General features: G+C 67.5%; 31 protein-coding genes. 24 read left to right on the top strand and 7 right to left on the bottom strand.

Annotation, left to right across the window (positions count from 1 at the left end; genetic code table 11):
* Nucleotides 1-40: 40 nt before the first annotated feature.
* Nucleotides 41-1,357 (bottom strand): MFS transporter, encoded by a 1,317-nt coding sequence (locus ACSFB7_RS24120; RefSeq protein WP_435474667.1) that lies wholly within the window; start codon nucleotides 1,355-1,357, stop codon nucleotides 41-43.
* 134 nt (nucleotides 1,358-1,491) lie between these two features.
* Between ACSFB7_RS24120 and ACSFB7_RS24115 the strand changes: the two genes are divergently transcribed.
* Nucleotides 1,492-2,400 carry a LysR substrate-binding domain-containing protein gene (locus ACSFB7_RS24115; RefSeq protein ID WP_435474665.1) on the top strand — a complete coding sequence of 303 codons (909 nt, stop codon included), beginning with the start codon at nucleotides 1,492-1,494 and terminating at the stop codon, nucleotides 2,398-2,400.
* Here the strand turns inward: ACSFB7_RS24115 and ACSFB7_RS24110 are convergent.
* Complete coding sequence (locus ACSFB7_RS24110; RefSeq protein WP_435474663.1) at nucleotides 2,397-3,053, bottom strand: glutathione S-transferase; 657 nt, start codon at nucleotides 3,051-3,053, stop codon at nucleotides 2,397-2,399. The genes ACSFB7_RS24115 and ACSFB7_RS24110 overlap by 4 nt on opposite strands.
* 84 nt (nucleotides 3,054-3,137) lie before the next feature.
* Between ACSFB7_RS24110 and ACSFB7_RS24105 the strand changes: the two genes are divergently transcribed.
* Together ACSFB7_RS24105 and ACSFB7_RS24100 are read left to right on the top strand one after the other, a co-directional pair.
* Entirely contained in the window at nucleotides 3,138-4,013 is an 876-nt protein-coding gene (locus ACSFB7_RS24105; protein ID WP_435474661.1) for an AraC family transcriptional regulator, read from the top strand.
* A 54-nt stretch (nucleotides 4,014-4,067) separates the two neighbouring features.
* Entirely contained in the window at nucleotides 4,068-4,964 is an 897-nt protein-coding gene (locus ACSFB7_RS24100; RefSeq protein ID WP_435474659.1) for an SDR family oxidoreductase, read from the top strand.
* Nucleotides 4,965-4,979: 15 nt separating this feature from the next.
* Here the strand turns inward: ACSFB7_RS24100 and phnN are convergent, their stop codons facing one another.
* From phnN to phnF, 3 genes are read right to left on the bottom strand one after another with little or no spacing between them, the layout of a single operon-like run.
* On the bottom strand, nucleotides 4,980-5,537 hold the full coding sequence (phnN, locus tag ACSFB7_RS24095; protein WP_435474657.1) for a phosphonate metabolism protein/1,5-bisphosphokinase (PRPP-forming) PhnN: 558 nt from the start codon (nucleotides 5,535-5,537) through the stop codon (nucleotides 4,980-4,982).
* Nucleotides 5,534-6,259, bottom strand: a complete 726-nt coding sequence (locus ACSFB7_RS24090; RefSeq protein WP_435474655.1) for a DUF1045 domain-containing protein — start codon at nucleotides 6,257-6,259, stop codon at nucleotides 5,534-5,536. The genes phnN and ACSFB7_RS24090 overlap by 4 nt, the downstream gene beginning before the upstream one ends.
* On the bottom strand, nucleotides 6,252-7,016 hold the full coding sequence (phnF, locus tag ACSFB7_RS24085; RefSeq protein ID WP_435474653.1) for a phosphonate metabolism transcriptional regulator PhnF: 765 nt from the start codon (nucleotides 7,014-7,016) through the stop codon (nucleotides 6,252-6,254). Before phnF ends, ACSFB7_RS24090 begins: the two co-directional genes overlap by 8 nt.
* A gap of 75 nt (nucleotides 7,017-7,091) precedes the next feature.
* On the opposite strand from phnF, the gene phnG reads away from it, so the two are divergent.
* From phnG to zigA, 13 genes are all read left to right on the top strand, one after another.
* Nucleotides 7,092-7,595: a phosphonate C-P lyase system protein PhnG gene (gene phnG, locus ACSFB7_RS24080; protein WP_435474652.1), complete on the top strand. Its 504-nt coding sequence runs from the start codon at nucleotides 7,092-7,094 to the stop codon at nucleotides 7,593-7,595.
* Complete coding sequence (gene phnH / locus ACSFB7_RS24075) at nucleotides 7,592-8,242, top strand: phosphonate C-P lyase system protein PhnH (protein ID WP_435474650.1); 651 nt, start codon at nucleotides 7,592-7,594, stop codon at nucleotides 8,240-8,242. Before phnG ends, phnH begins: the two co-directional genes overlap by 4 nt.
* A 1-nt stretch (nucleotide 8,243) precedes the next feature.
* Nucleotides 8,244-9,347, top strand: coding sequence for a carbon-phosphorus lyase complex subunit (locus tag ACSFB7_RS24070; RefSeq protein ID WP_435474648.1), 1,104 nt, complete (start codon nucleotides 8,244-8,246; stop codon nucleotides 9,345-9,347).
* Nucleotides 9,344-10,222 carry an alpha-D-ribose 1-methylphosphonate 5-phosphate C-P-lyase PhnJ gene (locus ACSFB7_RS24065; RefSeq protein ID WP_435474646.1) on the top strand — a complete coding sequence of 293 codons (879 nt, stop codon included), beginning with the start codon at nucleotides 9,344-9,346 and terminating at the stop codon, nucleotides 10,220-10,222. The genes ACSFB7_RS24070 and ACSFB7_RS24065 overlap by 4 nt, the downstream gene beginning before the upstream one ends.
* The gene (phnK, locus tag ACSFB7_RS24060; protein ID WP_435474644.1) at nucleotides 10,219-11,007 is read left to right on the top strand and encodes a phosphonate C-P lyase system protein PhnK; all 789 of its coding nucleotides are present in this window, start codon (nucleotides 10,219-10,221) and stop codon (nucleotides 11,005-11,007) included. Before ACSFB7_RS24065 ends, phnK begins: the two co-directional genes overlap by 4 nt.
* Nucleotides 11,004-11,717 (top strand): phosphonate C-P lyase system protein PhnL, encoded by a 714-nt coding sequence (gene phnL / locus ACSFB7_RS24055; protein ID WP_435474642.1) that lies wholly within the window; start codon nucleotides 11,004-11,006, stop codon nucleotides 11,715-11,717. Before phnK ends, phnL begins: the two co-directional genes overlap by 4 nt.
* A complete protein-coding gene (locus ACSFB7_RS24050) occupies nucleotides 11,714-12,868 on the top strand; it encodes an alpha-D-ribose 1-methylphosphonate 5-triphosphate diphosphatase (RefSeq protein ID WP_435474640.1) in 1,155 nt (384 codons plus the stop codon). The genes phnL and ACSFB7_RS24050 overlap by 4 nt, the downstream gene beginning before the upstream one ends.
* Before the next feature lie 93 nt (nucleotides 12,869-12,961).
* The gene (gene phnC, locus ACSFB7_RS24045) at nucleotides 12,962-13,852 is read left to right on the top strand and encodes a phosphonate ABC transporter ATP-binding protein (RefSeq protein WP_435474638.1); all 891 of its coding nucleotides are present in this window, start codon (nucleotides 12,962-12,964) and stop codon (nucleotides 13,850-13,852) included.
* A gap of 81 nt (nucleotides 13,853-13,933) precedes the next feature.
* Complete coding sequence (gene phnD / locus ACSFB7_RS24040) at nucleotides 13,934-14,878, top strand: phosphonate ABC transporter substrate-binding protein (protein WP_435474636.1); 945 nt, start codon at nucleotides 13,934-13,936, stop codon at nucleotides 14,876-14,878.
* A gap of 40 nt (nucleotides 14,879-14,918) precedes the next feature.
* Entirely contained in the window at nucleotides 14,919-15,722 is an 804-nt protein-coding gene (phnE, locus tag ACSFB7_RS24035) for a phosphonate ABC transporter, permease protein PhnE (protein WP_435474634.1), read from the top strand.
* Nucleotides 15,723-15,731: 9 nt separating this feature from the next.
* Nucleotides 15,732-16,286 carry a phosphonate degradation HD-domain oxygenase gene (locus ACSFB7_RS24030; RefSeq protein ID WP_435474632.1) on the top strand — a complete coding sequence of 185 codons (555 nt, stop codon included), beginning with the start codon at nucleotides 15,732-15,734 and terminating at the stop codon, nucleotides 16,284-16,286.
* A 180-nt stretch (nucleotides 16,287-16,466) separates the two neighbouring features.
* Nucleotides 16,467-17,033, top strand: coding sequence for a fatty acid desaturase CarF family protein (locus ACSFB7_RS24025; protein ID WP_435474630.1), 567 nt, complete (start codon nucleotides 16,467-16,469; stop codon nucleotides 17,031-17,033).
* 98 nt (nucleotides 17,034-17,131) lie between these two features.
* Nucleotides 17,132-18,325, top strand: coding sequence for a zinc metallochaperone GTPase ZigA (zigA, locus tag ACSFB7_RS24020; RefSeq protein ID WP_435474628.1), 1,194 nt, complete (start codon nucleotides 17,132-17,134; stop codon nucleotides 18,323-18,325).
* 37 nt (nucleotides 18,326-18,362) lie between these two features.
* Here zigA and ACSFB7_RS24015 read toward each other — a convergent pair whose 3' ends face one another.
* The gene (locus ACSFB7_RS24015) at nucleotides 18,363-18,839 is read right to left on the bottom strand and encodes a Fur family transcriptional regulator (protein WP_435474626.1); all 477 of its coding nucleotides are present in this window, start codon (nucleotides 18,837-18,839) and stop codon (nucleotides 18,363-18,365) included.
* A 113-nt stretch (nucleotides 18,840-18,952) separates the two neighbouring features.
* On the opposite strand from ACSFB7_RS24015, the gene ACSFB7_RS24010 reads away from it, so the two are divergent.
* From ACSFB7_RS24010 to ACSFB7_RS23995, 4 genes are all read left to right on the top strand, one after another.
* Complete coding sequence (locus tag ACSFB7_RS24010; protein WP_435474624.1) at nucleotides 18,953-19,930, top strand: AraC family transcriptional regulator; 978 nt, start codon at nucleotides 18,953-18,955, stop codon at nucleotides 19,928-19,930.
* Nucleotides 19,931-20,011: 81 nt separating this feature from the next.
* On the top strand, nucleotides 20,012-20,947 hold the full coding sequence (locus ACSFB7_RS24005) for a tryptophan 2,3-dioxygenase (RefSeq protein ID WP_435474623.1): 936 nt from the start codon (nucleotides 20,012-20,014) through the stop codon (nucleotides 20,945-20,947).
* 11 nt (nucleotides 20,948-20,958) lie between these two features.
* Complete coding sequence (locus ACSFB7_RS24000; RefSeq protein ID WP_435474621.1) at nucleotides 20,959-22,131, top strand: FAD-dependent oxidoreductase; 1,173 nt, start codon at nucleotides 20,959-20,961, stop codon at nucleotides 22,129-22,131.
* A 115-nt stretch (nucleotides 22,132-22,246) separates the two neighbouring features.
* Nucleotides 22,247-23,236 (top strand): Bug family tripartite tricarboxylate transporter substrate binding protein, encoded by a 990-nt coding sequence (locus tag ACSFB7_RS23995; protein ID WP_435474619.1) that lies wholly within the window; start codon nucleotides 22,247-22,249, stop codon nucleotides 23,234-23,236.
* Nucleotides 23,237-23,245: 9 nt separating this feature from the next.
* On the opposite strand, the gene ACSFB7_RS23990 is transcribed toward ACSFB7_RS23995, so the two are convergent.
* On the bottom strand, nucleotides 23,246-23,554 hold the full coding sequence (locus tag ACSFB7_RS23990; protein WP_435474617.1) for a hypothetical protein: 309 nt from the start codon (nucleotides 23,552-23,554) through the stop codon (nucleotides 23,246-23,248).
* A 118-nt stretch (nucleotides 23,555-23,672) separates the two neighbouring features.
* On the opposite strand from ACSFB7_RS23990, the gene ACSFB7_RS23985 reads away from it, so the two are divergent.
* The 4 genes from ACSFB7_RS23985 (at nucleotide 23,673) to ACSFB7_RS23970 (ending at nucleotide 26,946) form a co-directional block, all read left to right on the top strand.
* Nucleotides 23,673-24,335 carry an alpha/beta hydrolase gene (locus ACSFB7_RS23985; protein ID WP_435474615.1) on the top strand — a complete coding sequence of 221 codons (663 nt, stop codon included), beginning with the start codon at nucleotides 23,673-23,675 and terminating at the stop codon, nucleotides 24,333-24,335.
* 45 nt (nucleotides 24,336-24,380) lie between these two features.
* Nucleotides 24,381-24,698 carry a putative quinol monooxygenase gene (locus tag ACSFB7_RS23980; protein ID WP_435474613.1) on the top strand — a complete coding sequence of 106 codons (318 nt, stop codon included), beginning with the start codon at nucleotides 24,381-24,383 and terminating at the stop codon, nucleotides 24,696-24,698.
* Between the two features lie 164 nt (nucleotides 24,699-24,862).
* Nucleotides 24,863-26,419, top strand: coding sequence for a glutamate--cysteine ligase (gene gshA / locus ACSFB7_RS23975; protein WP_435474611.1), 1,557 nt, complete (start codon nucleotides 24,863-24,865; stop codon nucleotides 26,417-26,419).
* Nucleotides 26,420-26,565: 146 nt separating this feature from the next.
* Nucleotides 26,566-26,946: a response regulator gene (locus tag ACSFB7_RS23970; RefSeq protein WP_435474609.1), complete on the top strand. Its 381-nt coding sequence runs from the start codon at nucleotides 26,566-26,568 to the stop codon at nucleotides 26,944-26,946.
* Nucleotides 26,947-26,980 lie beyond the last annotated feature (34 nt).

Genomic DNA, 26,980 nt, shown 5'->3' with positions numbered 1-26,980 from the left:
TCCTGTCCGGAAAGTGGGGGGCGAATGTGTTGTCAGTCAGTCAGGTCCGCGCGTACGCGTTGGCGGCATCGATGTCGCGGCCGGTGTGGTCGCGCAGCCAGAGCAGGCCCAGCAGCGACACCACCGTCATGCCCACCAGGTACCAGGCCGGTGCGAGCTTGCTGCCCGTGGCATTGACCAGCCAGGTGCTGACGAACGGCGCGAAGCCGCCGAACAGCGCCACGCCCACGCTGTACACCAGCGACATGCCGCTGGCGCGCACCGCCTTCGGGAACATCTCCGGCAGCATCGTGATGCCCGGCACCGTCTGCGCCACGAGGCCGACGCTCAGCGCGCCCAGCACGACGAACAGCACGGTCGGTGTCGGCGAGGTGTTGAGCCACAGGAAGGCCGGATAGATGAGGATCGCGAGCGCGACGCGGCTCCACAGGATCAGCGGCTTGCGGCCCACCACGTCCGACAGCTTGCCGACGAAGGGCGCGAGCGCGAACGAGATCAGGCCGGTCAGGGCCGCGCCGATCAGCGCGACCGACGGCGTGAAGCCCAGTTCGCGCACGGCATAGGTCGGCATGTAGAAGGTCACCACATAGGCGGCCGTGGTGCCACCGATCAGCGCGAGGATGGCGGCCAGCACCGTCTTGCCGTGCTGCGTGCAGACGATCTTCAGGCTGCTTTCGCGCGGTGCGGCGGCTTGCTCTGGCGAGATGTGCAGCGATTCTTCGAGGTGGCGGCGGATGTACATGCCCACCGGCGCAATCAGCATGCCGAGGATGAAGGGCACGCGCCAGCCCCAGCTCTGCATGGCTTCAGTGGACAGCGCGGCGGTCAGCACGCCCACCACCACGGCGCCGAGCAGCACGCCCAGGCCCTGGCTCGCGAACTGCCAGCTCGCCATGTAGCCGCGGTTGGCCGGCGTGGCGTGCTCGACCAGCAACGTGGTCGATGCACCCACTTCACCACCGGCAGAGAAGCCCTGGATCAGCCGCGCCAGCACGATGATGATCGGCGCCGCGACGCCGATGCTCGCGTAGGTGGGCGTGAAGGCGATCAGCGCGCAACCCAGCGCCATCAGAAAGATGGTCAGCGTCATGGCCTTCTTGCGGCCCGCGCGGTCGGCATACGCGCCGATGATGATGCCGCCCAGCGGCCGCATGATGAAGCCGACACCGAAGCTGGCCACCGTCAGCAGCAACTGGCCGTAGGAGTTGAAGGTCGGAAAGAACAGCTTGCCGATCACCAGGGCCAGGAAACCGTAGACCGTGAAGTCGAAGAACTCCAGTCCGTTGCCGATGGTGGTCGCCACGATGGTCTGGCGCCTGCGCGCGGAGGCCGTTGGCTGCTTGCTTGGGGTGCTCATGTCTCTCCAGTGTGTGTCTTGCTTTTCGTGGATGTCGGTCGAAGGTATCTACGCCTCGACCGCGCCGGATGCTAGAGACTCGCCGCTGTCATGAAAAGACAATAATTGGGCGTTAACGATAACTTTTGGTTTTCATGAAACCCAACCAGTTGCACGCCTTCGTGGCGGTGGTCGAGCAGATGAGCATTCGCGGCGCCGCGCGCGTGCTGGGCATCTCGCAGCCGGCCGTGACCAAGATCGTGCGCGAGCTGGAGCGCGAGGTCGGCGCGCCGCTGGTGGAGCGCAGCGTCAAGGGCGTGCGGCTCACCGAATTCGGCCGGGCCTTCGCGCCCCGGGCACGGCTGCTGCTGGCCGACATGCAGCGTGCGCGCGACGAGATCACGCAGATCCGCCACGGTGCCACCGGCTCCATCTCGATTGCCGTCAGCGCCTCGTTCGCGCTGACCGTGCTGCCCGCCGCGTTCAAGGACTTCCACACGCGCCTGCCCGCGGTCGATGTTCAGTTCAGCGAGGCGGTGCTGCCGTGGATGCTGGCAAGGCTGCGCGACGGCTATCTGGATTTCGCGGTTGCTCACGTGGTGCCGGGCAAGCTCGATCCGCAGTTCGAGGCGATCGAGCTGTTTCCGGTGCAACTGGTGGTCGGCCTGCGCGAGCGCCACCCGCTGCGCGCGAGCCGTTCGCTGACGGACCTGTACGAGGCCGAGTGGATCCTGCCGGGCGACGATCACGACCAGCGGGGAAGCGACTCGGTGGCGCCACTGTTCACGCCGCTGGGCCTGCCGCCACCCACGCGCGTGATTCAGGGGCAGTCGGTCACCGTGGCGCTGGGGCTGGTCGGGCACATGGACCTGATCGGGCTGTTCGTCGAGCCGCTGGTCAAGCTCACCTTCAAGCGCCACGGCATCCGCCGCGTGGAGATCGAGGAAACGCTGCCGACGCTGAACGTGTGCGTCATCAAGCGCAAGGGCCAGTTGCTGACGCCGGCGGCGCAGCATTTCGTGGAGTGCGTGCAGCGCGCGTCGCTGGCCGCGACGGCGAGTTAGGCCGGAGGAAAGTCGACGCCGCGTTCGCCGCCTTGCCACGGCGCGTACTTGTGCATGGCGCGTGCGAACAGGTCCGAAGAAGTCCAGCCTGACAGCCAGGTGTGCAGGCGCGGCCAGGGCTGCGCGTCGAACCATGCGGGCTCGACCATCGCGAACTGGCGCACGAAGGGCATGACGGCGGCATCGGCCAGCGTGGCGTGTGCGCCGGCCAGGTGGGGCGAAGCCGTGAGCCTGGCTTCGAGATCGCTCAGGAAGCGGGCGCCTTCCTCGCGTGCTGAATCCCCGCCATCCGCGAACCGGCCCGGGTACTTGTAGCGGTCGAGCTGGGGTTTGAAGTGGTCGTCGCATGTGGCCACCAGCGCCAGCATGCCTTCGGACGTGCCTGCGTCGGGTTGCAGCCAGCGGTGCGGGTCGTCGCGCTGCAGCGCCCAGCGCATCACGTCCAGACTTTGTTCGAGCACCGTGCCGTCTTGCGTGAGCAGCACGGGCACCGTGCCCTTGGGCGAGGCGGCCAGCATCTCGGGCGGCTTGTTCTTCAGCACTACCTCGCGCAGCTCGCAGTGCTGGCCGCTCGCGACCAGTGCGAGCCGTGCCCGCATCGCATAGGGGCAGCGGCGGAACGAATAGAGAACGGGGAGGGCGGCGGTGGACATTCGTGTGTGCGGGCGGAAGCCGCCGATTTTCAGCGACTGCCGGCGGCTCGCGCAGGCACGGGGTTTTCATCACAATCGGCAGCCATGGCCGAACGCCTCTTTCTTCGCCTCGACGACGACCCGCTGCACGGGCCGGAATCGGGCGTGCCCGCCGGCACGCTGCACGCATTGCCGGTGGGGGCCGCGTTGCGGGCGCATGTCTCGCACATTCTGCTGTACCGCGAGACCTTTGCCGAAGGCCACGAGATGCGCGAGCGCGTGCTGCCCGATGGCGCGGTGCGGCTGATCTTCAACTTCGGCGACGCGCCGTCCGCCGACGAAGGCGAGGGGCATGCGGTGGAAGCCATCGGCGCATCGACCGCGCCGGTGGTGGTGCGCATGCGCCGGCGGGTGGAAGGGCTCTCCGTCACGCTGCGCCCCGGCGGCGCCGCAGCCCTGCTCGGCGTGCCGGCCGGCGAGATCGGTGGCACGGCCGTGCACCTCGATGCGCTGTGGCATGGCGAAGGCGCCGAACTGCTGGAACGCATGGCCGAGGCGCCGGACGATATGGCGCGCGGCGTGTTGCTGCACGCTGCCTTGCAACGCCGGCTGCTCGATGGAGACATCGCGCGTGGCCCGGCCGCCGCCGCGATGCATGCGGCACAGCTCATCGCCGCGTCGGGTGGACGCCGGCCCTTGCGCGAAGTGGCTGCGGCTGTCGGTGTGGGCGAGCGGCGCCTGCAGCAGCTCTTTCACGCGCACGTGGGCCTGTCGCCGCGTGCATGGAGCCGGCTCGCAAGGCTGCATGCCTGCCTGCGCGCATTGCGCCTGCAGCCTTCGCCTGCGTGGGCGGACGTGGCGGTCGATGGCGGGTTCTACGACCAGTCGCATCTGGTGAACGAATTCCGCGCGCTCTGCGGCGTCACGCCGACCGAGTTCATGGGCCATGCGGTTTCGGGTTCTTCCAAGACGGTGGCCTGAGGGCGGACTATCTTCGTCGGCTCTCATGCAAGCAGATCGAAGGAGCAACCGAACATGCAGAACGAAAGCGCCAACCGCCCATTGAAGAACTGCGTGGCCGTCGTGACAGGCGCAAGCCGCGGCGCGGGTCGCGGCATCGCGCAGGAACTGGGCGCCGCCGGGGCCACCGTGTACGTCACCGGGCGCAGCACGCGCGAACAACCCGCGACCACCTACGCACAAATGCTGGCCCTCTCGGACATGCAGGCCGTGCCCGGCAGCATCGACGACACGGCCGATGAAGTCACCCGCATGGGCGGGCGCGGCATCGCCGTGCGATGCGACCACACGCGAGAAGAAGAAGTGGCGGCGCTCTTCGCCCGCGTGGAGAAAGACGCGGGCCGGCTCGACCTGCTCGTCAACAACGCATGGGGCGGCCACGAGAGTTTCAACGGCGTGTTCGAAGCACCGTTCTGGGAACACCCGCTGTCCAACTGGGATTCGATGTTCGACCGTGGCGTGCGCAACCACCTCGTGGCCAGCCGCTGCGCCGCGCCGCTGATGGTGCGACAGAAGAAGGGGCTGGTGCTCACCACCACCTTCTGGGACCGTGGCCACTACCTGCGCGGCAGCCTCTTCTACGACCTTGCCAAGGCCTCGATGACCCGCCTGGCCTTCGGCATGGCGCAAGACCTGCGACCGCACAACGTCGCGTCCATCGCCGTGTCGCCCGGCTGGATGCGTACCGAGTTCGTGCTGGCCGGCCACAAGACCGACGAGGCGCATTGGCATGAACAGCCGTCGCTGGCGCGCACGGAATCGCCGCGCTACCTGGGGCGGGCCATCGCGGCGCTGGCGGCCGATCCGCAGGTGATGGCAAAGAGCGGCGACGTGCTGCGCGTGGCCGACCTCGCACGGGAATACGGCTTCACCGACATCGACGGGCGGCAGGTCGAAGCGTTCGAGATGTAGGCCGGCCGGCGCGCCTCAGGCGGCGGCCGTCAACTGGAGCGCGTGGGCGAGTTGCGCGCCAGCCTCGGCCAGTCCATGGTCGTTGTGGATCTCGATCGAGGCCATGCCCGATGGCATCCGAAAATCGAGCGCACGCTGCACGCGCGCCTCCACCATGTCGGCGGACTCGCGGCCCCTGGCCATGAGGCGGTGCCGCAAGGTCTGGACGCTGGCCGTGATGTGAACCACCGTCATGTCCGGATAGCGGCGTGCCGCCTCCGGCAGATAGGCGCGCGATCCGTTGACGATCACGACGGCGCTGCCGCGTCGCGGCGGCAGCTCGGCATGGCGCACGCCATAGCAAAGGCCGTTGGCTTCCCAGTCGAGGCCGAAGGCGCCGCTCTCGCGAAGGCGCAGGAAGCCGTGCGCATCGATGCTGTCGTGCTGCTCGCCGTCGGCCGTGGCGGCGCGCGTGATGGTGCGCCGGGCGAATGCGACCGGTGCGTCGGGTGCGAGTTGGTTCTTCAGCCACGCGAGCAGGCTGTCCTTGCCGGCGCCCGAGGGGCCGGCAACATACACGAGCCGCCCGCTCACCGGCCCAGCTCCATCTGCGTCAGGCACATGAAGTCGGCGCCGGGCGCGGGTTCGGCGAAGAGGCTGATGGCCTCGAAGCGCAAGGGCGGCGATGCCAGCAGCGGCGCGAAATGCTGCTGCGCCGCTGCGCGCAGTGCTTCCACCATGTCGGGTGCGGTGTCGCGCAGCGAGCCTGTCAGCGACATGTGAAAGCGGAAACGCTCCAGCACGTAGGGGTAGCCCCAACGCACCAGCAGTGCGTCTTCCTCGGGCGTGAGGCCGCCCGCGCGGCGGCGCTGCAGTTCGGTGGCAGAGAGCGGTTCGGCAAAGGCATGCAGGCCTGTCACGCAGGCACCGGCCACCGCGCGCAGCGCCGGGCTCGGCTGCGCGGGCACGAGTGCCAGGAAGTCGTCGAGCAGCGCGACTTCGAGCGCGGGCATGGTGAACGGCTCCCAGGCCTGACAGAGCGTTTGCAGGCCATCGCGCAAGGTCGCTTCCCCGATGTGCGGCCACAGCGTGAAGGGCGCGGCAAGGGTGGCATGCCAGCCATAGCGCCGGGGGGCGGCGGTCGCCTTGCGTTGTACGTCCACCGGCAGTCCGTCGAAGACCGGCTGCGGCCTTGCTTCGCCGTCGGCAGCGCAGCGGCCGAGCCAGTCACTGCCGGCCTTCCACCATGCGCTGTAGATGTCGGGTGCGAAGTAGGCGGCGTAGCGGTGCGCCCTGCGCGATGCGTGTTCAGTCATCGTGCTTCACCGTCAGCGTGGTGCGGTCGCCGGCGAACCAGGTGCGCGCGTATTCGATCGGCACATCGGCCGTGTCCACGTTCACGCTCTCGACGAAGAGCACCGGCCGGCCGACCGGCTGGCGCAATTGCGCGGCCACCGGCGACTCGGGCATCTGCGCCGTGATGCGGCTTTCGCGCCGCGTGTAGTCGTCCACGCCGTGGGCCGCAAAGCCGGCCGTGATGGAGCCGGTCTCGCGCACCACGGCCTCCAGGCCGGCGAAGCGCGGCAGCGGAAAGAAGCGTTCGCTGAAGTGCAGCGGCTGCCCCTCGGCGTCACCGATCAGGTTCAGGCACAGCAGCGTGCTGCGCGCCGGCACGCCCAGTGCGCGGGCCTGCGCGGCCGTGGCGCGCACGGTGCTCGATGCCACCACATGCAGCGCACCACGCAACCCCGCTTGCGCAAGTCGCTGATGGTGCCGTGGGCGCTTGCCCAGTGCGATGTCGACCGCGAACTCTTCGACGTAAGTGCCGCTGCCCTGCGTCGCGCGCAACAGGCCTTGGCTGATGAGGTCGGCCAGCGAGCGGCGGATGGTGTGGCGATTGACGCCGAACTGCTCTGCCAGCGCGTGTTCGGAGGGCAGCCGTTGCCCCGGCGGATAGACACCGCGCGCAATGGCATCGGCAAGGTCGGCGGCGATGCGGGTCCAGAAACTTTCTCGGGTGGGGCGTTCAGTGCGTGCTGGAAGCGATGCGGAAGGACTTGTTGTGGTTGTCATGAAGTCGTCTTGCGCGCTCTCTAAGCTCGCGCCGGTTGTTCAATTTGTCTATACAACTTTCAGAATATCACTTTCATGTTTCATGCTTTTGACACGGAACCCACGGAGCGCCCGCTCGACCGGGCGCAGTGGATGGCGACGCTGGCACGGGCACCGCTCGACCTGCTCGAACCCGCACTCGGCGCGCACGCACAGGGCGCGCCGCATTGGCTGCGCCCACCCGAAACCGGGCTGGTGATGGTGCAGGGCCGCGCCGGTGGCACGGGTGAACGATTCAACGTGGGCGAAGTCACGGTGACGCGTTGCGCATTGCGCCTGGGCGATGCGAGCGCGGCCGTCGGCGTTGCCTACGTGCTGGGCCGCTCGCACCGCCATGCACAACTGGCGGCGGTGGCCGATGCGCTGCTGCAGGACCCCGAACAGCAGGCCCTGCTGAATACGCAACTGCTGGTGCCGGTGCGCCGCCACCTCGCGCTGCAACGCGCCCGCCGCCACGCCCGCGCACAGAGCAGCAAGGTCGAGTTCTTCACCGTCGCACGCGAAGCCGGTGGCGCCGATGAAGAGGAGGGCGACGAATGAACGCGCACGATCTCTCCAAGCTGGGTGCGGGCTTTTCCGACGCGGCACTGGGCAGCCAGTCGGTGTTTCGCGCGGCGCTGCAGGCGCTGTCGCATCCCGGCCGCGTGATTGCGTTGCCGCACGATGCGCAGACACCGTCGCGCGGCCATGCCGCATCGGCCGCGCTGCTGCTGGCCCTGCTCGATCCCGATTGCACCCTCTGGCTCTCGCCCTCTCTGGCGGGCAGCGATGCCGCCGCATGGCTGCGCTTTCACACCGGCTGCGTGCTGGTCGATGCGCCGGAAAACGCGCAGTTCGCCTGGGTCGCGCAGGGCGACGAATGCCCGCCGCTCGGTAGCTTCGCCCACGGCAGCGATGCCTACCCCGACCAGTCGGCCACTTGCGTGCTCGACGTGGCTGCATTGACCGAAGGCGGTGAAGGCAACGCACAAGGCTGGACGCTGCGCGGCCCCGGCATCCAGCACAGCACGCGGATCGAGGTCGATGGCCTGCCGCACCCCGGCGCCTCCGACTTCACCGCGCAATGGGCGGCGAACCACGCCGGATTTCCGCGCGGCATCGACCTGTTCCTGGCCGCGCCGCAGCAGATCGTCGGCCTGCCGCGCACCACGCGCATCGAAGCGCGCATCGAAGAAGGGAAGGCTTGAGATGTACGTTGCCGTCAAGGGCGGTGAAGCCGCCATCCTCAGCAGCTACGAGCTGCTGGCCGAACAACGCCGCGGCGACGCGGGCATGCCCGAGCTGTCGGTGTCGCAGATCCGTGGACAGCTCAAGCTCGCGGTCGATCGCGTGATGACCGAAGGCTCGGTGTACGACCCCGAGCTGGCCGCGCTCGCCATCAAGCAGGCGGCGGGCGACATGGTCGAAGCCATCTTCCTGCTGCGCGCCTACCGTGCCACGCTGCCGCGCCTGGGCACCAGCGTTGCGCTCGACACCGCACGCATGCAGCTCGACCGCCGCATCTCCGCCACCTTCAAGGACCTGCCCGGCGGGCAGGTGCTGGGCGCGACCTACGACTACACGCAGCGCCTGCTCGACTTCACGCTGCTGGCCAATGCCCAGCCGTCGCCACAGGCCGAGGCGCGCGAGGGCGCGGCCGCACCCACCGTCACGCCGCGCGTGGTCGACCTGCTGAACCACGAAGGCCTGATCGAAACCCATGAGGTGCCGCCCGGTGATCCGGCGCCGGTGGACCTCACGCGCACGCCGCTGCGCTTTCCGGCCGACCGCGCCACGCGCCTGCAGAACCTGGCGCGCGGCGACGAGGGCTTCCTGCTGGCCATGGCCTATTCAACGCAGCGCGGCTACTCGCACAGCCATCCCTTCGTCGGCGAGATCCGCGTGGGCAGCGTCGAGCTGGAACTGGCGCCCGAAGAGCTGCCCTTCACCATTTCCATCGGCGACATGGAGTTCACCGAATGCGAAATGGTGAACCAGTTCGCCGGCAGCAAGACCGAGCCGCCGCAGTTCACGCGCGGCTACGGCCTGGCCTTCGGCCACAGCGAGCGCAAGGCCATGGCGATGAGCCTGGTCGACCGCGCGCTGCGTGCCGAAGAACTGGGCGAGCCGGTCGAAGCGCCCGCGCAGATGCAGGAGTTCGTGCTCTCGCACAGCGACAGCCTCGAAGCCTCGGGCTTCGTGCAGCACTTGAAGCTGCCGCACTACGTCGACTTCCAGTCCGAACTCGAACTCGTGCGAAAGATGCGCGCGTCCTCCGGCAGGAACGAAGACGCCACGGGAGAACAGCCATGACCACTGCCACCACCTACAACTTCGCCTACCTCGACGAGCGCACCAAGCGCATGATCCGCCGCGCCATCCTGAAGGCGGTGGCCATTCCCGGCTACCAGGTGCCCTTCGGCTCGCGCGAGATGCCGCTGCCCTACGGCTGGGGCACCGGCGGCATCCAGGTCACGGCGGCCGTGATCGGGCCGAAGGACGTGCTCAAGGTCATCGACCAGGGCTCGGACGACACCGTCAACGCGGTCAACATCCGCCGCTTCTTCCAGCGCACCACGGGCGTGGAGACCACCACGCGCACCACCGATGCCACGCTGATCCAGACGCGCCACCGCATTCCCGAAGCGCCGCTGGCCGAAGGCCAGGTGCTGGTCTACCAGGTGCCGGTGCCCGAGCCGATGCAGCGGCTGGAGCCGCGCGAGACCACCACGCGCACGCTGCACGCGCTGGCCGAATACGGCCTGATGCATGTGAAGCTGTACGAAGACATCGCGCGCTACGGCCACATCGCCACCACCTACGACTACCCGGTGCTGGTCAACGGCCGCTATGTGATGTCGCCGTCGCCGATCCCGAAGTTCGACAACCCCAAGCTGCACATGAACCCCGCGCTGCAGCTCTTCGGCGCCGGCCGCGAAAAGCGCATCTACGCGCTGCCGCCTTACACGCCGGTCGAGAGCCTGGGCTTCGAAGACCACCCGTTCGAGGTGCAGCGCTGGGACGAACCCTGCGCGCTGTGCGGCGCGACCGACAGCTTTCTCGACGAAATCATCACCGACGACCGGGGCTCGCGCATGCACGTGTGCTCGGACTCCGACTACTGCCAGTCACGCCAGCAGGCATCGACCGAACAGGCCGCGCCTGAAGAACAACAGGTCCCCGCATGAACGCCGCACTTTCCCATCCTCCTCTGCTGCGCGTGCGCGGCATCGGCAAGCGCTACGGCGACCGCGTGGCGCTGCAGGACGCGTCCTTCGATCTCTGGCCCGGCGAAGTGCTGGCCGTGGTCGGTGAGTCGGGCTCCGGCAAGTCGACCTTGCTCAACGCCATTGCGGCGCGCGACAAGCCCGATGCGGGCAGCGTCGAGTTCCAGGTGCGCGGCGGCGGGCTGCAAGACATCTTCTCGATGACCGAAGCCCAGCAACGCCTGCTGGCACGCACCGACTGGGGCTTCGTGCACCAGAACCCGGCCGACGGCCTGCGCATGGACGTGTCGGCCGGTGCCAACGTCGGTGAACGGCTCATGGGCCTGGGCGAGCGCCACTACGGCCGCCTGCGCGCCACCGCCGCCGAATGGCTGCAGCGCGTGGAGATCGATCCGCAGCGCATCGACGACGCACCGCGCACCTTCTCGGGCGGCATGCGCCAGCGCCTGCAGATCGCGCGCAACCTCGTGACCCAACCGCGCCTGATGTTCATGGACGAGCCCACCTCGGGGCTCGACGTGTCGGTGCAGGCGCGCCTGCTCGACCTGCTGCGCCAGCTCACGCGGCAGATGCAACTGGCCGCCATCGTCGTCACGCACGACCTGGCCGTGGCGCGGCTGCTCGCGCACCGCATGGTCGTGATGCAGCACGGCCGCGTGGTCGAGTCCGGCCTGACCGACCAGGTGCTGGACGACCCGCAGCACGCCTACACCCAACTGCTCGTTTCTTCGGTACTGACACCATGACGACTCCATTGCTTCACATCCAGGGCGTGGCCAAGCGCTTCACGCTGCACCACCAGAACCAGCTCGAGCTGTCGGTGTTCGACCAGGTCGAGCTGAGCGTGTCCGCCGGCGAATGCGTGGTGCTCGACGGTGCCTCGGGCCTGGGCAAGAGCACGCTGCTCAAGCTCATCTATGCCAACTACCGCGCAAGTGAAGGCCACATCACCGTGCAGTCGCAAGACGGCCCGGTCGACGTGACGCAGGTGACGCCGCGCGAGCTGGTGCGCCTGCGCCGCGACACCATCGGCTACGTGAGCCAGTTCCTGCGCGTGATTCCGCGCGTGCCGGCGCTCGACGTGGTGGCCGAGCCGCTGGCCGAGGATGCCGGTGATGACCCCGCCGGCATCGAGGCCGCGCGCGAAGAAGCGCGCCGCTGGCTCACGCGCCTGCGCATTCCCGAGCGCCTGTGGCACCTGCCGCCCGCCACCTTCTCGGGCGGCGAGCAGCAGCGCATCAACATCGCCCGCAACATGATCAAGCCGAAGCCGCTGCTGTTGCTGGACGAACCGACCGCGTCGCTGGACGCGGCCAACACCGACACCGTCATCGCGCTGATCCGCGAGGCCACGGCGCGCGGCGCCGCCACGGTCGGGATCTTTCACGATGCCGAGGTGGGCGCGGCAGTGGCCACGCGCCGCGTCAATGTCGGTGAATTCAGGAGCCAGTCATGAGCGCAGGCATGGTGTTCGCCAACGCACGCATGGTGCTGCCGAGCGAGGTGGTGTCGGGTTCGCTGTCGGTGGCCGGTGGCTGCATCGACGCGATTCATGGCGGCCCGAGCGCCGAAGGCTCGATCGACCTGGACGGCGACTACCTGCTGCCGGGCCTGGTGGAGATCCATACCGACAACTTCGAGCGCCACCTGATGCCGCGCCCGAAGGTGCACTGGAACCCGCTGCCGGCGCTGCTGGCGCATGACGCCGAGGTGGCTGCCGCCGGCATCACCACGGTGTTCGATGCGCTCGGCGTGGGCGAGGCCGACCCGGAAAGTCTGCGCGGCAGCACCTGGGGCGCAACGCTGGCCATGCTCGATGCCTGCGCCGCACAAGACCTGCTGCGCGCCGACCATCACCTGCATGTGCGCTGCGAGCTGCCCGCGCCCAACACCGTCGAGCTGTTCGAGCCCTTTCGCGGCCACGCGCGGCTGTCGCTGATCTCATTGATGGACCACACGCCGGGCCAGCGGCAGTGGGAAGACATCGAGCTGGCGCGTGTGTACTACACCGGCAAGAAGGGCTGGAGCGACAGCAAGTTCGAGATGCGCGTGGCCCAGTCGGCCAGGCTGCAGACCGAATATGCGCAGCCGCACCGCCGGCACTTCGTCGACTACTGCCGCACCCACGGCATTGCGCTGGCCAGCCACGACGACACCACGGTGGCGCATGTGGAGCAGGCCCATGCCGAGGGCGCGAGCATGTCGGAGTTTCCGACCACGCTGGCAGCGGCACGCGCGGCGCGCGCGCATGGCCTTGCCAACGTGATGGGCGGGCCGAACGTGATGCGCGGCGGCTCGCACTCGGGCAATGTGGCGGCGGCCGACCTGGCGCGCGACGGCCTGCTCGACATTCTTTCTTCCGACTATGTGCCGAGCAGCCTGCTGGGCGCGGCGATGCGGCTGGTGGGCGACGAACTCGTCACCCTGCCGCAAGCCGTGGCCATGGTGACGCAGGCGCCGGCACGCGCCGCGCGGCTGCATGACCGTGGTGTGCTCGAAGCCGGTTTGCGTGCGGACCTGGTGCAGGTGCGCATGTGCACCTTGCCCGACGGCACGCGGCATCCGCTGGTGCGCGGCGTCTGGCGCGAAGGGCGCCGCGTCATCTGAAACATGCATGACATGCGCTCGTCGCCGAAGTGTCGCTGTCGCGTCATACCGGTTGGCGAGACTGCATTTGTCTAGACGACTTTGAAGCCTGCCATGAACACTCTTTTGCATATCCGCCAGCTCAACAAGCACTTCGCCAACGGGCGGCATGCGTTGCGCGACATCAACCTCGACGTGGCGCGCGGCGAGATGGTGGCGCTCATCGGCGCATCGGGCTCCGGCAAGTCGACGCTGCTGCGGCACATCGCTGGACTGGTGGCGGCCGACGGCGCGACGCAGTCGCTGGTGGAGATCGACGGGCGCTGCGTGCAGCAGGGCGGCCGCATCCATCGCGACATCCGCAAGGTGCGCTCGCAGGTGGGCTTCGTGTTCCAGCAGTTCAATCTTGTCGCGCGGCTGCCCGTGCTGGTGAACGTGCTGGTGGGCTCGCTGCACCGCATGCCGTGGTGGCGCAGCTGGATGCGCCTGTTCACCGCGCAGGAACGCGCATTGGCCCTGGAAGCACTGGCGCGCGTGGGCATTGCCGACTGCCATGCGCAGCGTGCTTCCACGCTGTCGGGTGGGCAGCAGCAGCGCGCGGCCATTGCACGCACGCTGGTGCAGGGCGCCAAGGTGGTGCTGGCCGACGAACCCATTGCCTCGCTCGACCCGGAGTCGTCGCGAAAGGTCATGGAGATCCTGGCGCGCATCAACCGCGAGGACGGCTGTACCGTGGTCGTGTCGCTGCACCAGGTCGAGATCGCCATGAAGTATTGCCCGCGCGTGGTGGCGCTGAACCAGGGCCAGGTGGTGTTCGACGGACCTTCGTCGGCGCTCACGCCCGCGCTGTTGCACGAGCTGTATGGCGTGCAGGCCGAAGAACTGCTGCGGCCCGCGGTGCCCGCCGCACCCGTTGAGCCGACCGCCGACGGCGCCAGCGTGCATGTGCTGCCACCGTCGCCCGTGGCGATGCCATGGGGCGCGCGCCCGGCCAAGGTCGCCTGACTTTTTCTTTCTCTTTCTCTCTCTTGCGCGCGCTGCTGCGTGCCCCGTTTTCTTTCCCAACGTTCCACTTTGGAGTCATCCATGATCAAGAAACTCTGTGCAGCCCTGGCCCTCGGCCTGGGCATGGTCGGCGCGTTTGCGCAGGACATCAACTTCGGCATCATCTCGACGGAGGCGACGCAGAATCTCAAGGGTGACTGGCAGCCGCTGATCGACGACATGAGCCGCCAGACCGGCCTGAAGGTCACGGCCTTCTTCGCACCCGACTACGCCGGCATCATCGAAGCCATGCGCTTCAACAAGGTGCAGCTCGGCTGGTTCGGCAACAAGTCGGCCATGGAAGCGGTGGACCGCGCCAGCGGCGAAGTGTTTGCGCAGATGGTCAATGCCGACGGCACGCAGGGCTACTACTCGCACCTGATCGTCAACCGAGAAAGCCCGCTCAACACGCTCGACGACGTGCTGAAGAACGCCAAGAACCTGAGCTTCGGCAACGGCGACCCGAACTCGACCTCGGGCTACCTCGTGCCCGGCTTCTACGTTTTCGCGCAGAACAAGGTCGACGCCAAGACCGCATTCCGCGTGACGCGCAGCGCCAACCACGAAACCAATTCGCTGGCCGTGGCCAACAAGCAGGTCGACGTGGCGACCAACAACAGCGAAAACCTGGAGAAGGTCAAGGAGCGCTTCCCCGAGAAGTTCAAGGACATCAAGATCGTCTGGACCTCGCCGCTGATTCCGCTCGACCCGCTGGTCATGCGCAAGGATTTGCCCGAAGCCACCAAGACGAAGCTGAAGAACTTCTTCTTCAACTACGCCAAAACCGATGCGCGTGAGAAAGAGATCGTCATGAAGATCTCCAAGCTCTCGGGCTTCAAGGAATCGAGCGACAAGCAACTGGTGCCGATTCGCCAGCTCGACCTGTTCGGCCAGCGCACCAAGATCGAAGCCGACACCGTGCTGAGCGACGCCGACAAGAAGACGCGCCTGGCCGACATCGACAAGAAGCTGGCCGCGCTGAACTGATCGCCGAGCGCAGCAGCACCCTCACCACAGACCGATCGCCATGGCCTCGACGATTCCAATGACCCGCCCGCCGCTTGCCGCGGTGGTTCCCAAGCGCAACTTGGCGTGGCAGCTTTCCTGGGCCGTGCTGCTGGTGCTGCTGCTCGCCTCGTGGAAGGGGGCCGACATGCGGCCGCTCGACCTGATCCGCGACAGCGGCAACATGGCGACCTATGCCGCCGAGTTCTTTCCGCCGAACTTCACGCAGTGGCGCATGTACCTGCAGGAGATGGTGGTCACGCTGCAGATCGCGCTGTGGGGCACGGTGCTGGCCGTGGTGACGGCGGTGCCGCTGGCGTTGCTGGCCTCGGCCAATATCGTGCCGTGGTGGGTCTACCAGCCGATGCGCCGCCTGATGGACAGTTGCCGCGCCATCAACGAGATGGTGTTCGCGATGCTGTTCGTGGTGGCCGTGGGCCTGGGGCCGTTTGCCGGCGTGCTGGCGCTCTGGGTGCACACGACCGGCGTGCTGGCCAAGCTTTTCGCCGAGGCGGTGGAGGCCATCGACACGCAACCGGTGGAAGGCATTCGCTCGACCGGTGCGAGCGCGCTGCACGAGATCGTCTATGGCGTGCTGCCGCAGGTGATGCCGCTGTGGATTTCGTATGCGCTGTACCGCTTCGAGTCGAACATCCGCTCGGCGTCGGTGGTCGGCATGGTGGGCGCGGGCGGCATCGGCGTGGTGCTGTGGGAGATCATTCGCGGCTTCCAGTACGCCGAGACCTGCGCGGTGATGATCATCATCGTGGTGAGCGTGAGCGCCATCGACCTGGTGTCGGCGCGCATCCGCAAGGTGCTGATCTAGGCGCTGCCCATGGCCCTGACACTGGATGACATCGCACAACTGCTGGCCGGACCTGGCCAGCAGCAATACGGCCGCGAAGCCGTGAGCCAGCTCGACCATGCGCTGCAGTGCGCGGCGCTGGCGGAGGAAGCTGGCGAGAGCACAGAGACGGTGGTGGCGGCGCTGCTGCATGACCTCGGCCATCTGCTCGCGCCCGAGAACGCGCGGGAAGAAACCTCAGCGCCGAGGGCGCGCGACGACTTGCATCAATACATCGCGCTGCCTTTCCTGCACGGGGTGTTTCCGCCCGGCGTGCTGGCGCCGATCCGCCTGCATGTGGATGCCAAGCGCTGCCTGTGCACAGTGGATGCGGGCTACTGGGACACGCTGTCGCCGGCGTCGAAGCACAGCCTGGAACTGCAGGGCGGGCGCCATACGCAGGAAGAAGCCGAAGCCTTCATGCGCGCACCGTTCGCCGAAGAATCGTTGCGTGTGCGGCGCTATGACGACCTGGCGAAGGTCAAGGGCAGGGTGACGCCGCCGCTGGCGCACTATCTGCAGAAGATGGCGCAGGTCGCGCTGTAGGCGCGCCGCAGTGCGCTGAAGTAGCGCCGCACTGCACATCAGGCATCGCGGGAAGATACTGCGCAAGCGCAATGCCGCGAAAGCCCGCGGCCCGGAAACAATGCCCTCGCCCTTGTGCGAACCGCTCCAAGGCATGCGTGTTCAACTCCGGAAAGTCCATGACGCTCCCGCGTCGCTTGTATGAGAGATCTTGTGTTCCAGTTCGTCGGCGTGGTTCTTCTGGCCGACTTCATCAGTGGTCTCGTGCATTGGGCGGAAGACGCCTACGTTCGCAAGGAAACACCCGTGGTCGGCCGATGGATCGGCGAGGCCAACATCGAGCACCACGTGCGGCCCCGCGCCTTTGTGCTGCGCGGCTGGTGGGCCAGCTCGTGGGACCTGGTGCTGACCGGTGCGCTGGTGCTGATGGGCGCCTGGTGGCTCAAGGCGCTGACCTGGAAGGTGTGGCTGTTCACGGTGATCAGCATCAACGCCAACCAGGTCCACAAGTGGGCGCACCGCGCGCCGCATGAAAACGGCCGCCTGATCACGATGCTGCAGAAGCTCAGGCTGCTGCAGACGCAGCGCCACCATGCGCAGCACCATGCAGGGCAGAAGAATTCGCACTACTGCTCGATCACCAATTTCCTCAACCCGCTGCTGGAAGAAATCAATTTCTGGAAGGGCGTGGAGTACGTGATCGAGAAGACGCTGGGGTGCAAGCGCAAGCCGGACATTTCCGTGAAGGCGGTCGCGCGGGCGGCCTGAGCCTGAGAAGAGGGAAGGGCGGTCGGTCGCCATGTAGTGCAACATTGTTGCGATGATTCATATAATGCAATACTGTTGCATATATGGAGTTCGCCACGATGACCGCCCGTCTCCCCGTTACCGTGCTGTCCGGCTTTCTCGGCGCCGGCAAGACCACGCTGCTGAATCACATCCTCCACAACCGGGAGGGGCGCCGCGTGGCGGTGATCGTCAATGACATGAGCGAGGTCAACATCGACGCCGCGCTGGTGCGCGACGGCGGCGCCGAGCTGTCCCGCACCGACGAGAAGCTGGTCGAGATGAGCAATGGCTGCATCTGCTGCACCCTGCGCGAAGACCTGCTGATCGAGGTCGGCCGGCTCGCCAAGGAGGGGCGTTTCGACCAACTGGTGATCGAGTCCACCGGCATTTCAGAACCCCTGCCGGTGGCCGAGACCTTCACCTTCGCCGGTGAAGACGGCAAGAGCCTGGCCGACGTGGCACGGCTGGACACCATGGTGACGGTGGTCGATGCCTTCAATTTCCTGCGCGACTACGGCTCGCCCGACAGCCTGGGCGCGCGCGGCCAGTCGCTCGGCGATGAGGACACGCGCACGGTGGTCGACCTGCTGATCGAGCAGATCGAGTTCTGCGACGTGCTGGTGGTCAACAAGATTGATCTTGTCACCGCGCAGGAGCGCGAGCGGCTGATGGCCATTCTGCACAGCCTGAATCCGCGCGCGCGCATCGAGGTGTCGGAGTTCGGCCGCGTGGCGCTCGACCGCGTGCTCGACACCGGCCTGTTCGACTTCGAGCAGGCCGAGCAGGCGCCGGGCTGGCTGGCCGAGTTGCGCGGCGAGCACCAGCCCGAGAGCGAGGAATACGGTATTCGCAGCTTTGTCTACCGCTCGCGGCTGCCGTTCCATCCGATGCGGTTCTGGAAGCTGGTGCAGACCGAATGGGAAGGCGTGGTGCGCTCCAAGGGATTTTTCTGGCTTGCAAGCCGCGCCACGCGGGCGGGCTCATGGTCGCAGGCCGGCGGTGCCTGCCGCTACGGCGCGGCGGGTTTCTGGTGGGCGGCGGTGCCGCGCGAGCACTGGCCGACCGATCTCGATGCGCTCGAATTGATCCGCAAGAACTGGGACCCGGCCACGGGCGATGCCCGGCAGGAACTGGTGCTGATCGGCATCGGCATGGACGAAGCCGCCTTGCGTGCGCAACTCGATGCCTGCCTGCTCACGGAAAACGAGATGCGCTTCGGTGCCTCGTGGTGGCAGAACTTTTCGGACCCCTTCCCGTCCTGGAATGCATAGGCAGGGGCCTGTACGCGACGGTGCGTGAAGGGGGAGGCTACCTCGCGCAGTCGCCGCAGGTGCCGTGCAGCGTGAGCGCCGTGTGGCGCGTATCGATGCCCTGCTTGCGCAGCGCCTTGCCCAGCCGGCCCATCACCTTGGGCAGTTCGGGGTCGGACGGCAGGGCCAGCACCTTGTGGCACTGGTCGCATTCGAAGGTGTTGCCCGACGCGGTTTCCACGTGGCGCGAGAAGCGGTTGACCCGGTCGGGCCCCACGCGGCGGTCGCACAGGCCGGCTTCGACCAGCCGGTCGAGCACGCGGTAGATCGTCACGCGGTCGGGCGCCTCGCCCGTGGCGGCGGTGTAGGCGGCCGCCACTTCCTCGTGCGTCAGGGGCTGGGAGTTGTGTTCGAGCAGCTCGAGCACCGTTTGCGCGGCGCGCGTCACGCGCAGGCCGCTGTCGCGCAGCAGGGATTCGCTGTCGAATGCAGCGGCGGCGAGAGGGGGCTTCGGGTGCGGGTTCATAGTCTTCATGCGAAACGACATTGTGTTGCATCCCCGCGCCTCATGCGCGGAACAACGAAAAATCGCCCGCCTGCCATGCCAGATAATCGCCCGCATCGAGATCAACGGGCGGCACGGACAGCATGGACACAGAGCGGGGCGGCGACGTACTCAGCCACGTGCTTGCGACGTACAGGTCCGAGCGGGCGGTCACGGCCCGGTTTTCCCTGACGGCCCCCTGGGCGCTGCATTCGACCGGCGTGGCCGGCCCGCTGATCCGCATGTGCACCGGCGCGCCCTACTGGATCGCAGTGGACGGCGCCGAGCCGGTGGCCGTGGCGCCGCACGACATCGCGATGCTGCCGCAGGGCAGCGCCCACACCGTGTCGTCCGCGCCCGGGCTTGAAGCCGAACCCTTTCGCGACCTGATCACCGCCCATTCGGTCGGCCGGCACGGCGACCACCCGATCGTGTTCTCGCATGGCGGCGGCGGCGCGGCGACCGAGCTGTTCTCGCTGCACCTCTGGATGCCCGCGCAGGGCCTGGGCTCCATCATGGCCAGCCTGCCGCCGCTGATCGTGCTGCGCCAGGGGCAGATTCCAACGACTGCATCGCTGGCGCAGGCCATGGAGTCGCTGGTGAACGAGACCATCGCCCAGCGGCCGGGCTGGCAACTGTCGGCGGCGCGCATGGCCGACCTGCTGCTGGTGCACATCTTGTGCGAGCACCTGTACGCCCAGCCCCAGACGCAGCAGGCGCAGCAGGCCGGCCGGCTGCGCGGGCTGGACGACGAGAGCATTGCCCGCGCGATGTCGCTGATGCACGAGCGGCCCGAGCACCCGTGGTCGGTGGCGACGCTGGCGCAGGCCAGCTACCTGTCGCGCACCATCTTCAGCGAGCGCTTTCGCGCGCTGGTGGGCGTGACGCCCATGCACTACCTGGGCTCCTGGCGCATGACGCTGGCGGCCGAGAAGCTCAAGAACCGGCAACTGAGCCTGCATCAAGTGGCCGAAGCCGTGGGCTATGCATCGGAAAAGGCGTTCTCTCGCGCCTTCCAGCGCTGGACGGGCATGACGCCCAGCGCCTACGCGCGCCAGCACGACAGGCCTGGCCCCGACTGAGCTTGCCGCTCCGGACGATCGGTGCCCAAATCCGGCGTGCCGGAGGTTGAGGTGCTTGCATGTGCGCCGAACAATCGGCGCATGGCCATCCAACGCAAAAGAGTCCTTCCCGAAGTCCGCAACCCCGCGCTCGAAAACTCCCTCGTCAAGTCGATCGCGTCCGGCGACAACCAGCAGCGCGAAGCCACGGTGAAGAACACCGACGGCGAGCCGCTGCTGCGCTTCGAGGGCAGCAGCAACCCCTACCTGGAGCACCAGCGCAACGACCTGCTGCTGAGCATCCAGCACATGCGCAGCGAAGGCCACGACGAGATGGTCTTCATGTGCATCACGCACTGCAAGGAGCTGACCTTCAAGGCCATCCATTACGAGCTGGTCAACATGCAGGCGCGCATCCGCGCCGACGATGTGGCCGGCGCGCTGCAACTGGTGCCGCGGGTGCGCGCGCTGCTGGAGTTCCTGGGCAAGACCTGGGACGTGCTCTCCACGATCACGCCGCACGAGTTCAACCAGTTCCGCAACACGCTGGGCATCGCTTCGGGCCAGCAGTCGTACATGTACCGGCATGTGGAGTTCATCCTGGGCAACAAGTCGGTACCGCTGGCGCGCGCGCATGCGAACAACCCCGACGTGTGGCCCTACATGGAAAAGGCGCTGAATTCGCCGAGCCTGTACGACGACGTGCTGGTGCTGCTGCACCGTCGCGATGTGGCCGTGCCGCCCGAGGCGCTGTCGCGCGACTGGTCGGCGCCCTATGTGGTGAACCCGGGCGTCGAGGCGGCGTGGCTGTGGGTGTACGGCGACCCGGCGCCGGAGAACGATCTGTACCGGCTCGGCGAGGCGCTGATGGACATTGCCGATGTGTTCTCGCAGTACCGCTGGCGGCACTTCGTTTCGGTCGAGCGCATCCTCGGCTTCAAGCCGGGAACGGGTGGCTCGGCTGGCGTGGGGTGGCTGCGCAGCGTGGTCGATCACAGGTTCTTTCCCGAACTGTGGTCTGTTCGCACTCAACTCTGATCGGCCCATTCATGACTGAAAAAAGCAGGGTGCTGATCGTCGGCGCCGGCATCGCGGGCTGCTCCGCTGCCATTGCGCTGGCCGACAAGGGCATGCACGTCACGCTGATAGAGAAGCAGGCCGAGTGGCGCTTCCAGAGCTCGGGCATCTTCATCTACAGCAACGGGCTGGAGGCGCTGCGCAGCGTTGGGGTGATGTCGCAGATCCTCGATGCGGGCTTCGGCATCGCAGATGGCAGGAACGTCTACCTCGACCACCACGGCGCGCCGATCGTCGATGTGTTCTATCCGCGCTCGCACGGCGGCACGGTGCCGATCCTGGGCATCAAGCGTGCGGAAATGCACCGCATCCTCGCGGGCCGGCTCGATGCGCTCGGCGTCGATATCCGGCTGGCGACGACGGTGACGGCGATCCATTCGCCTGCAGGGAGCGATCACGCGCAGGTCATGCTGTCCGACGGATCGACGCAGCGCTTCGACCTCGTCGTCGGCGCGGATGGCATCCGCTCGCAAGTGCGCGAGGCCGTGACCGGACCCGTGGCGCCGCGCTACACCGGCTTCGGCGTGTGGCGCAGCGTGCATGACCGGCCGCGCGCGCTGGACGCGAAGATCATGATGATGGGCGTCGGCAAGCGGCTGGGCATCATGCCGATCAGCGACGACAGGCTCTACATCTTCGGCACGGTGAGTGAACCGGCTGACCGTTGGTATCCAAGGGAGCAATGGCCCGCGCTCATGCGCGAGCGATTCGCGGAATTCGGCGGCCCGGCGCGTCAGTTTCTCGATCAGCTCTCGGCGGATTCGGAAGTGCTCTACACGGCGGTCGAGGAGGTGCAGGCGCCCTTGCCCTGGCACGCGGGCCGCGTGCTGTTGATCGGCGATGCGGCGCACGCTTCGACGCCGTTCATGGGGCAGGGCGGTGCAATGGCCGTGGAGGATGCCGTGGTGCTCGCCGAGATGCTTGCAGCGGATGGCATCGGCGAGCAGACCCTGCAGGCCTTTGGCCGCCGACGCCATCCGATGTGCCGGTTCGTGCAGGACGCCTCACGCAAGGTCGGCGAGGCGGGCGCCATGGAAGACGCCGCAAGCTGTGCGCGCCGCAACACAGCGATGCAGGCCACGGCCCAGCAGCAGGTCGACGCCTTCTATCGCGAACTCGATGCACTGCGCGCGCCACCGGTTTGACGGGCCTGCATATGCCCGGATGCAGCTAAGCATCTGACGAATACGTCGTTTGCGTGGCGGTGGGCACGCGACAGAATCGCGCGCTTTGCCTTCCGCAACCGAGAGCCTTTCTTCCATGCGCGCCCATTCCCTGCTGAAACCCTTCCTTGCACTGTGGGCCGGTGCCTTGCTGGCTGCGGGCGCGCAAGCGCAGCAGCAGCAACCGGCCGCCTACCCCTCGAAGCCCGTTCACATCACCGTCGCCAACACGCCCGGCAGTTCGCCCGACGTGCTGGCGCGCTACCTGGCGCAGCGGCTGTCGGAGCAGTGGAAGCAGCCGGTGGTGGTCGACAACCGCGCCGGGGCGGCGGGCATCCTGGCGGCCGATGGGCTGGCCAAGGCACAGCCCGATGGCTATTCGCTGCTGGTCGGCGCCGACGGGCCCATCACCATCCTCCCCAACATCCAGGCTGGCCTGCCCTATGACGCGCGACGCGACCTCGTGCCCGTGGTGTCGCTCGGCCAGATCGACTTCGTGCTGGTGGCGAACCCGAAGACGGGTTTTCGCACCGTGGCCGATTTCGTCCGCGCGGCCAAGGCCCACCCGGGCCACCTGAACTACGCCTCGGCCGGCAACGGCAGTCCGCAGCAGCTCAGCATGGAGCTGCTCAAGCAGAAGACCGGCATCTACGTCACCCACATCCCGTACCGCGGCGGCCCGCTGGGCATGCAGGACGTGATCGCGGGGCAGGTCGACGTGATGTTCATTGCGGTGGGCCCTGCGCTGCCGCAGATCCGCAGCGGCCGGCTGGTGGCATTGGGCACCAGCGGGGAGAAGCGCCATGCCCTGTTGCCCGAAGTGCCGACCGTGGGCGAAAGCTACGCGGGTTACCGCTCGGGCACATGGTTCGGGCTGTTCGCGCCGGCGCGCACGCCGCAGCCGGTGCTCGACGCCATCGCGGCCGAAGCCGGGCGCATCGTGCAGGCACCCACCGCCAGGGCGGAACTTGCCGCGCAGGGCATCGAGGCGACCGGTCATCCGCAGCGCCAGTTCCAGACGCAGGTGAATGCCGAATACGAGCGCTATGCGCAGATCGTGAAGGCGGTCGGCATCAAGGCCGAATAACAAGGCCGACTACCGGACGGACCTGGCCAGCGCCTTGGCGAAGGCCTCGACGTCATCGTCACGGCAGACTTCGGCGGCCAGCGGGGCGTGGCCCTGCGCCACGGCCGCCAGCGCCATCGCCTTCTTGGGGCACAGGCCCAGGCAGCTCGACTGCACGACGCGCAGGCGCACCGGCAGGTGCACCAGGTCGCGCTTGAGTTCCTTGCGGACCTGTCGGGCCTGCAGCTTGGTGGGGCCGTCGCTGCGCTCTTCGCAGTCGCCGCAGACCAGCACGACGCCGGCCAGCTTGGTTTCGACCAGGGGAGGGGATGGGCTCACGCGGGTTTTCCTTTTGTTTCCAGCCATCTTGGGTGGGAAGGGGCGGCGGGCAAGTCAGCCAACTGCCCGAATGCGCTAAGGTCTGGTCATTCGCGTCTTTGAATACCTTTGCCCGACCATGTCCCGTCCTCCCATCGAAATCGAAACCGCCCCCAACCCCACCGCCACCGTGATCGTGATGCACGGCCTCGGCGCCGACGGCAACGACTTCGTGCCCATTGCCAATGAACTCGACCTGTCGGGCGTGGGCCCGGTGCGCTTCGTGTTCCCCAATGCGCCGGTGATTCCGGTCACGCTCAACAACGGCTACCAGATGCCGGCGTGGTTCGACATTGCGGGCCCCGATTTCAACGTGCAGGAAGACGCGGCCGGCCTGCGCCGTTCCCAAGCCACCATCGAGGCGGTGATCGCCAATGAAAAGGCCCGTGGCATTGCCGCCGGCCGCATCGTGGTGGCGGGCTTCTCGCAGGGCTGCGCGATGGCGCTGCTGACCGGCTTGCGCCACACCGAGCGCCTGGCGGGCATCGTCGGCATGTCGGGCTGGTTGCCGCTGGCGGCCAGCACCGCGGCCGAGCGCCATGCGGCCAACCACGACACGCCGGTGTTCCTCGGCCACGGCCGGCAAGACCCGATGGTGCCCATCGCACGGGCCATGCAATCGCGCGACGCGCTCGCAGCATTGGGTTACACCGTCGAGTGGCATGAGTACACGATGGCGCATTCGGTCTGCATGGAAGAAATTGCCGACCTGAACCGCTTCCTGCTGCGCGTGCTGGGCTGAAGAGGCCCCCTCGCGCAGGCCCACGAGAGAAAAGGAGACAACGAAATGATCCTGGTCATCGGACACGCCCTTGCCAAGCCCGACACCCTGCAGGCCATGCTGGCCATCAGCCTGGAGCATGTGCTGCGCTCGCGCACCGAGCCCGGCTGCATCTCGCACGAAGTCACGACCGACGTGCAAGACCCGCTGCGCCTGACTTTCGTGGAGCGCTGGAGCGACATGGCCGTGCTGCAGGCGCACTTTCGGGTCGATGCCTCGCGCGCCTTCGGCAAGGCGCTGGCAGCCATGGCCGACGGCACGCCGGAGATCCACGTCTACCAGTCGGACGAGATCGACCTGTCGGCGGGCCGCGCCAAGGCCTGAATCGCAGGCCCCAAAAACCGGCAAACGACCATGCACCAGCCGTTGTCTGCTATTGAAAAGGTAGCGCGCTGCAGGGTAGCCGACACCGGGATTCCCTGCACGAGCAGTGCCCGCGCGCCCGTGCTACCTTCCAGCCCCTCAGAAGATTGATGGGTGATAACAATATGAGCAACAGATTGCAGGAGAGGTTGGGTGCACTTTCAGCCGCACGACTGAAAGGCATGCGCCGCGGGATAGAGAAGGAAAGCCTGCGCGCGCTGCCGGACGGCAAGCTCGCGCTGACGCCGCATCCGCTGGCGCTGGGCTCCGCGCTCACGCATCCGCACATCACGACCGACTTCAGCGAATCGCAGCTCGAACTCATCACGGGCGTGCATGCGGGCGTCGAATCGGCGCTCGAAGAGCTGACCCGGGTGCACCAGTTCACCTACCGCGTGCTCGACACGCTCGGCGACGAGCGCCTGTGGGTGTCGAGCATGCCCTGCGGCCTGCCGACCGACGAAACCATTCCGATCGGCCGCTATGGCTCGTCGAACGTGGGCCGCGCCAAGAGCGTCTACCGCATGGGCCTGAGCCACCGCTATGGCCGCCGCATGCAGACCATCTCGGGCATTCACTACAACTGGTCGCTGCCCGATGTGTCGAGCGAGCAGTACTTCGCGCTGATCCGCAACTTCCGCCGCCACGCCTTCCTGCTGCTGTACCTGTTCGGCGCCTCGCCGGCACTGTGTTCGAGCTTTGTCGCGGGCCGCCCGCACGAGCTGCAGCCGCTGGGCGACGGCAGCATGTTCATGCCGCACGGCACCTCGCTGCGCATGGGCCGCCTGGGCTACCAGAGCGACGCGCAGGCCTCGCTGGCCGTGAGCTACAACAGCCTGGACGGCTACGGCGCTTCGCTGCAGGACGCGCTCACGCGCCCGTGGCCGGCCTACGAATCCATCGGCATCCGCAACCTGGGCGGCGACTACAACCAGCTCGGCACCAGCCTGCTGCAGATCGAGAACGAGTTCTACGGCACCATCCGCCCCAAGCGCGTGATCAACCCCGGCGAGCGCCCGCTGCATGCGCTGCGCGAGCGCGGCGTGGAATACGTCGAAGTGCGGCTGATGGACCTCGATCCCTTCGAGACCGTCGGCATCAATGCGCAGACCATGCGCTTCATCGACGTGTTCCTGCTGCACTGCCTGCTGAGCGACAGCCCCGACGACACCCCGCAGGAAATTGCCGACCTCGCCCGCAACCAGCACCTGACCGCCGCGCGCGGCCGCGAGCCGGGCCTGCTTCTCGCGCGGGGCGGCAGCGAAGTGGCACTGGCCGACTGGGGCCTGGAGCTGGTCGAGCAATGCCTGCCCATCGCCGCCGCACTCGATGCCGCCCACGGCGGCACGCAGCACGCCGACGCGGTGCGTGCCGCCAAGGCGGCGCTGCAAGACCCCGACAGCCTGCCTTCGGCCCGCGTGCTCGCGGCCATCGAGCAGCAGCACGGCAACTCCTTCGTCGGCTTCGTGCGCGCCCAGTCCGAACAGACCCGCGCCGCGTTGCTGGGCCTGCCGTTCTCCGCCGCGCAACAGGCCGAGTTCGAGCAGATGACGGCCGACTCCATCCAGGAGCAAAAGCGCATCGAGGCGGCCGACACGCTGCCCTTCGAGATCTACCGCGAGCAGTACGTCTCGCCCGCGCGCCTGGGCATGGCGCGTGGCCGCATGGCGGTTGCTGCGTAGTCTTCTTTACCCGACGACATCCATAGACGACAGCAGCGCTGGCTGATGGCCTACAGGGTTTCACCTGCATGGCCCACCGCGCTTTTCGCCGGGGCTGCGAGGATCGTGGCCATGCATCGCGCAAGCTCCGACCCGGTGGAATCCTCATGACTGTCAAGGCCTACCTGGTGGAGGACAGCCCCGTGATCCGGGAGAACCTCGTCGGTTTTCTGGAAGACGTGGCCGATGCCCAGGTCGTGGCCTCCGCCAGCACCGAGGACGAGGCCGTCGACTGGCTGCGCCTGCACCGCGACGACTGGGACCTGACCATCGTCGACCTGTTCCTCAAGCGCGGCAACGGGCTCGGCGTGATCCACGAATGCCGCAACCGCGCACCGCACCAGAAGGTGGTGGTGCTCAGCAACTACGCCACCGCCGACATGCGCCAGCGCTCGGAGCAACTGGGCGCCGATGCCTTCTTCGACAAATCGGCCGAACTCGACCAGCTGGTGGCCTATTGCGACCTGGTCCGCTCGTCGCACGGGTGACTGGGGCCGCGCACCGGTGACTGCGTCACCGCGC

It is taken from the genome of Variovorax raffinosi (assembly GCF_051216615.1).
Lineage (GTDB): Bacteria > Pseudomonadota > Gammaproteobacteria > Burkholderiales > Burkholderiaceae_C > Variovorax.
This window is presented reverse-complemented; position numbering and strand designations above follow the sequence as displayed.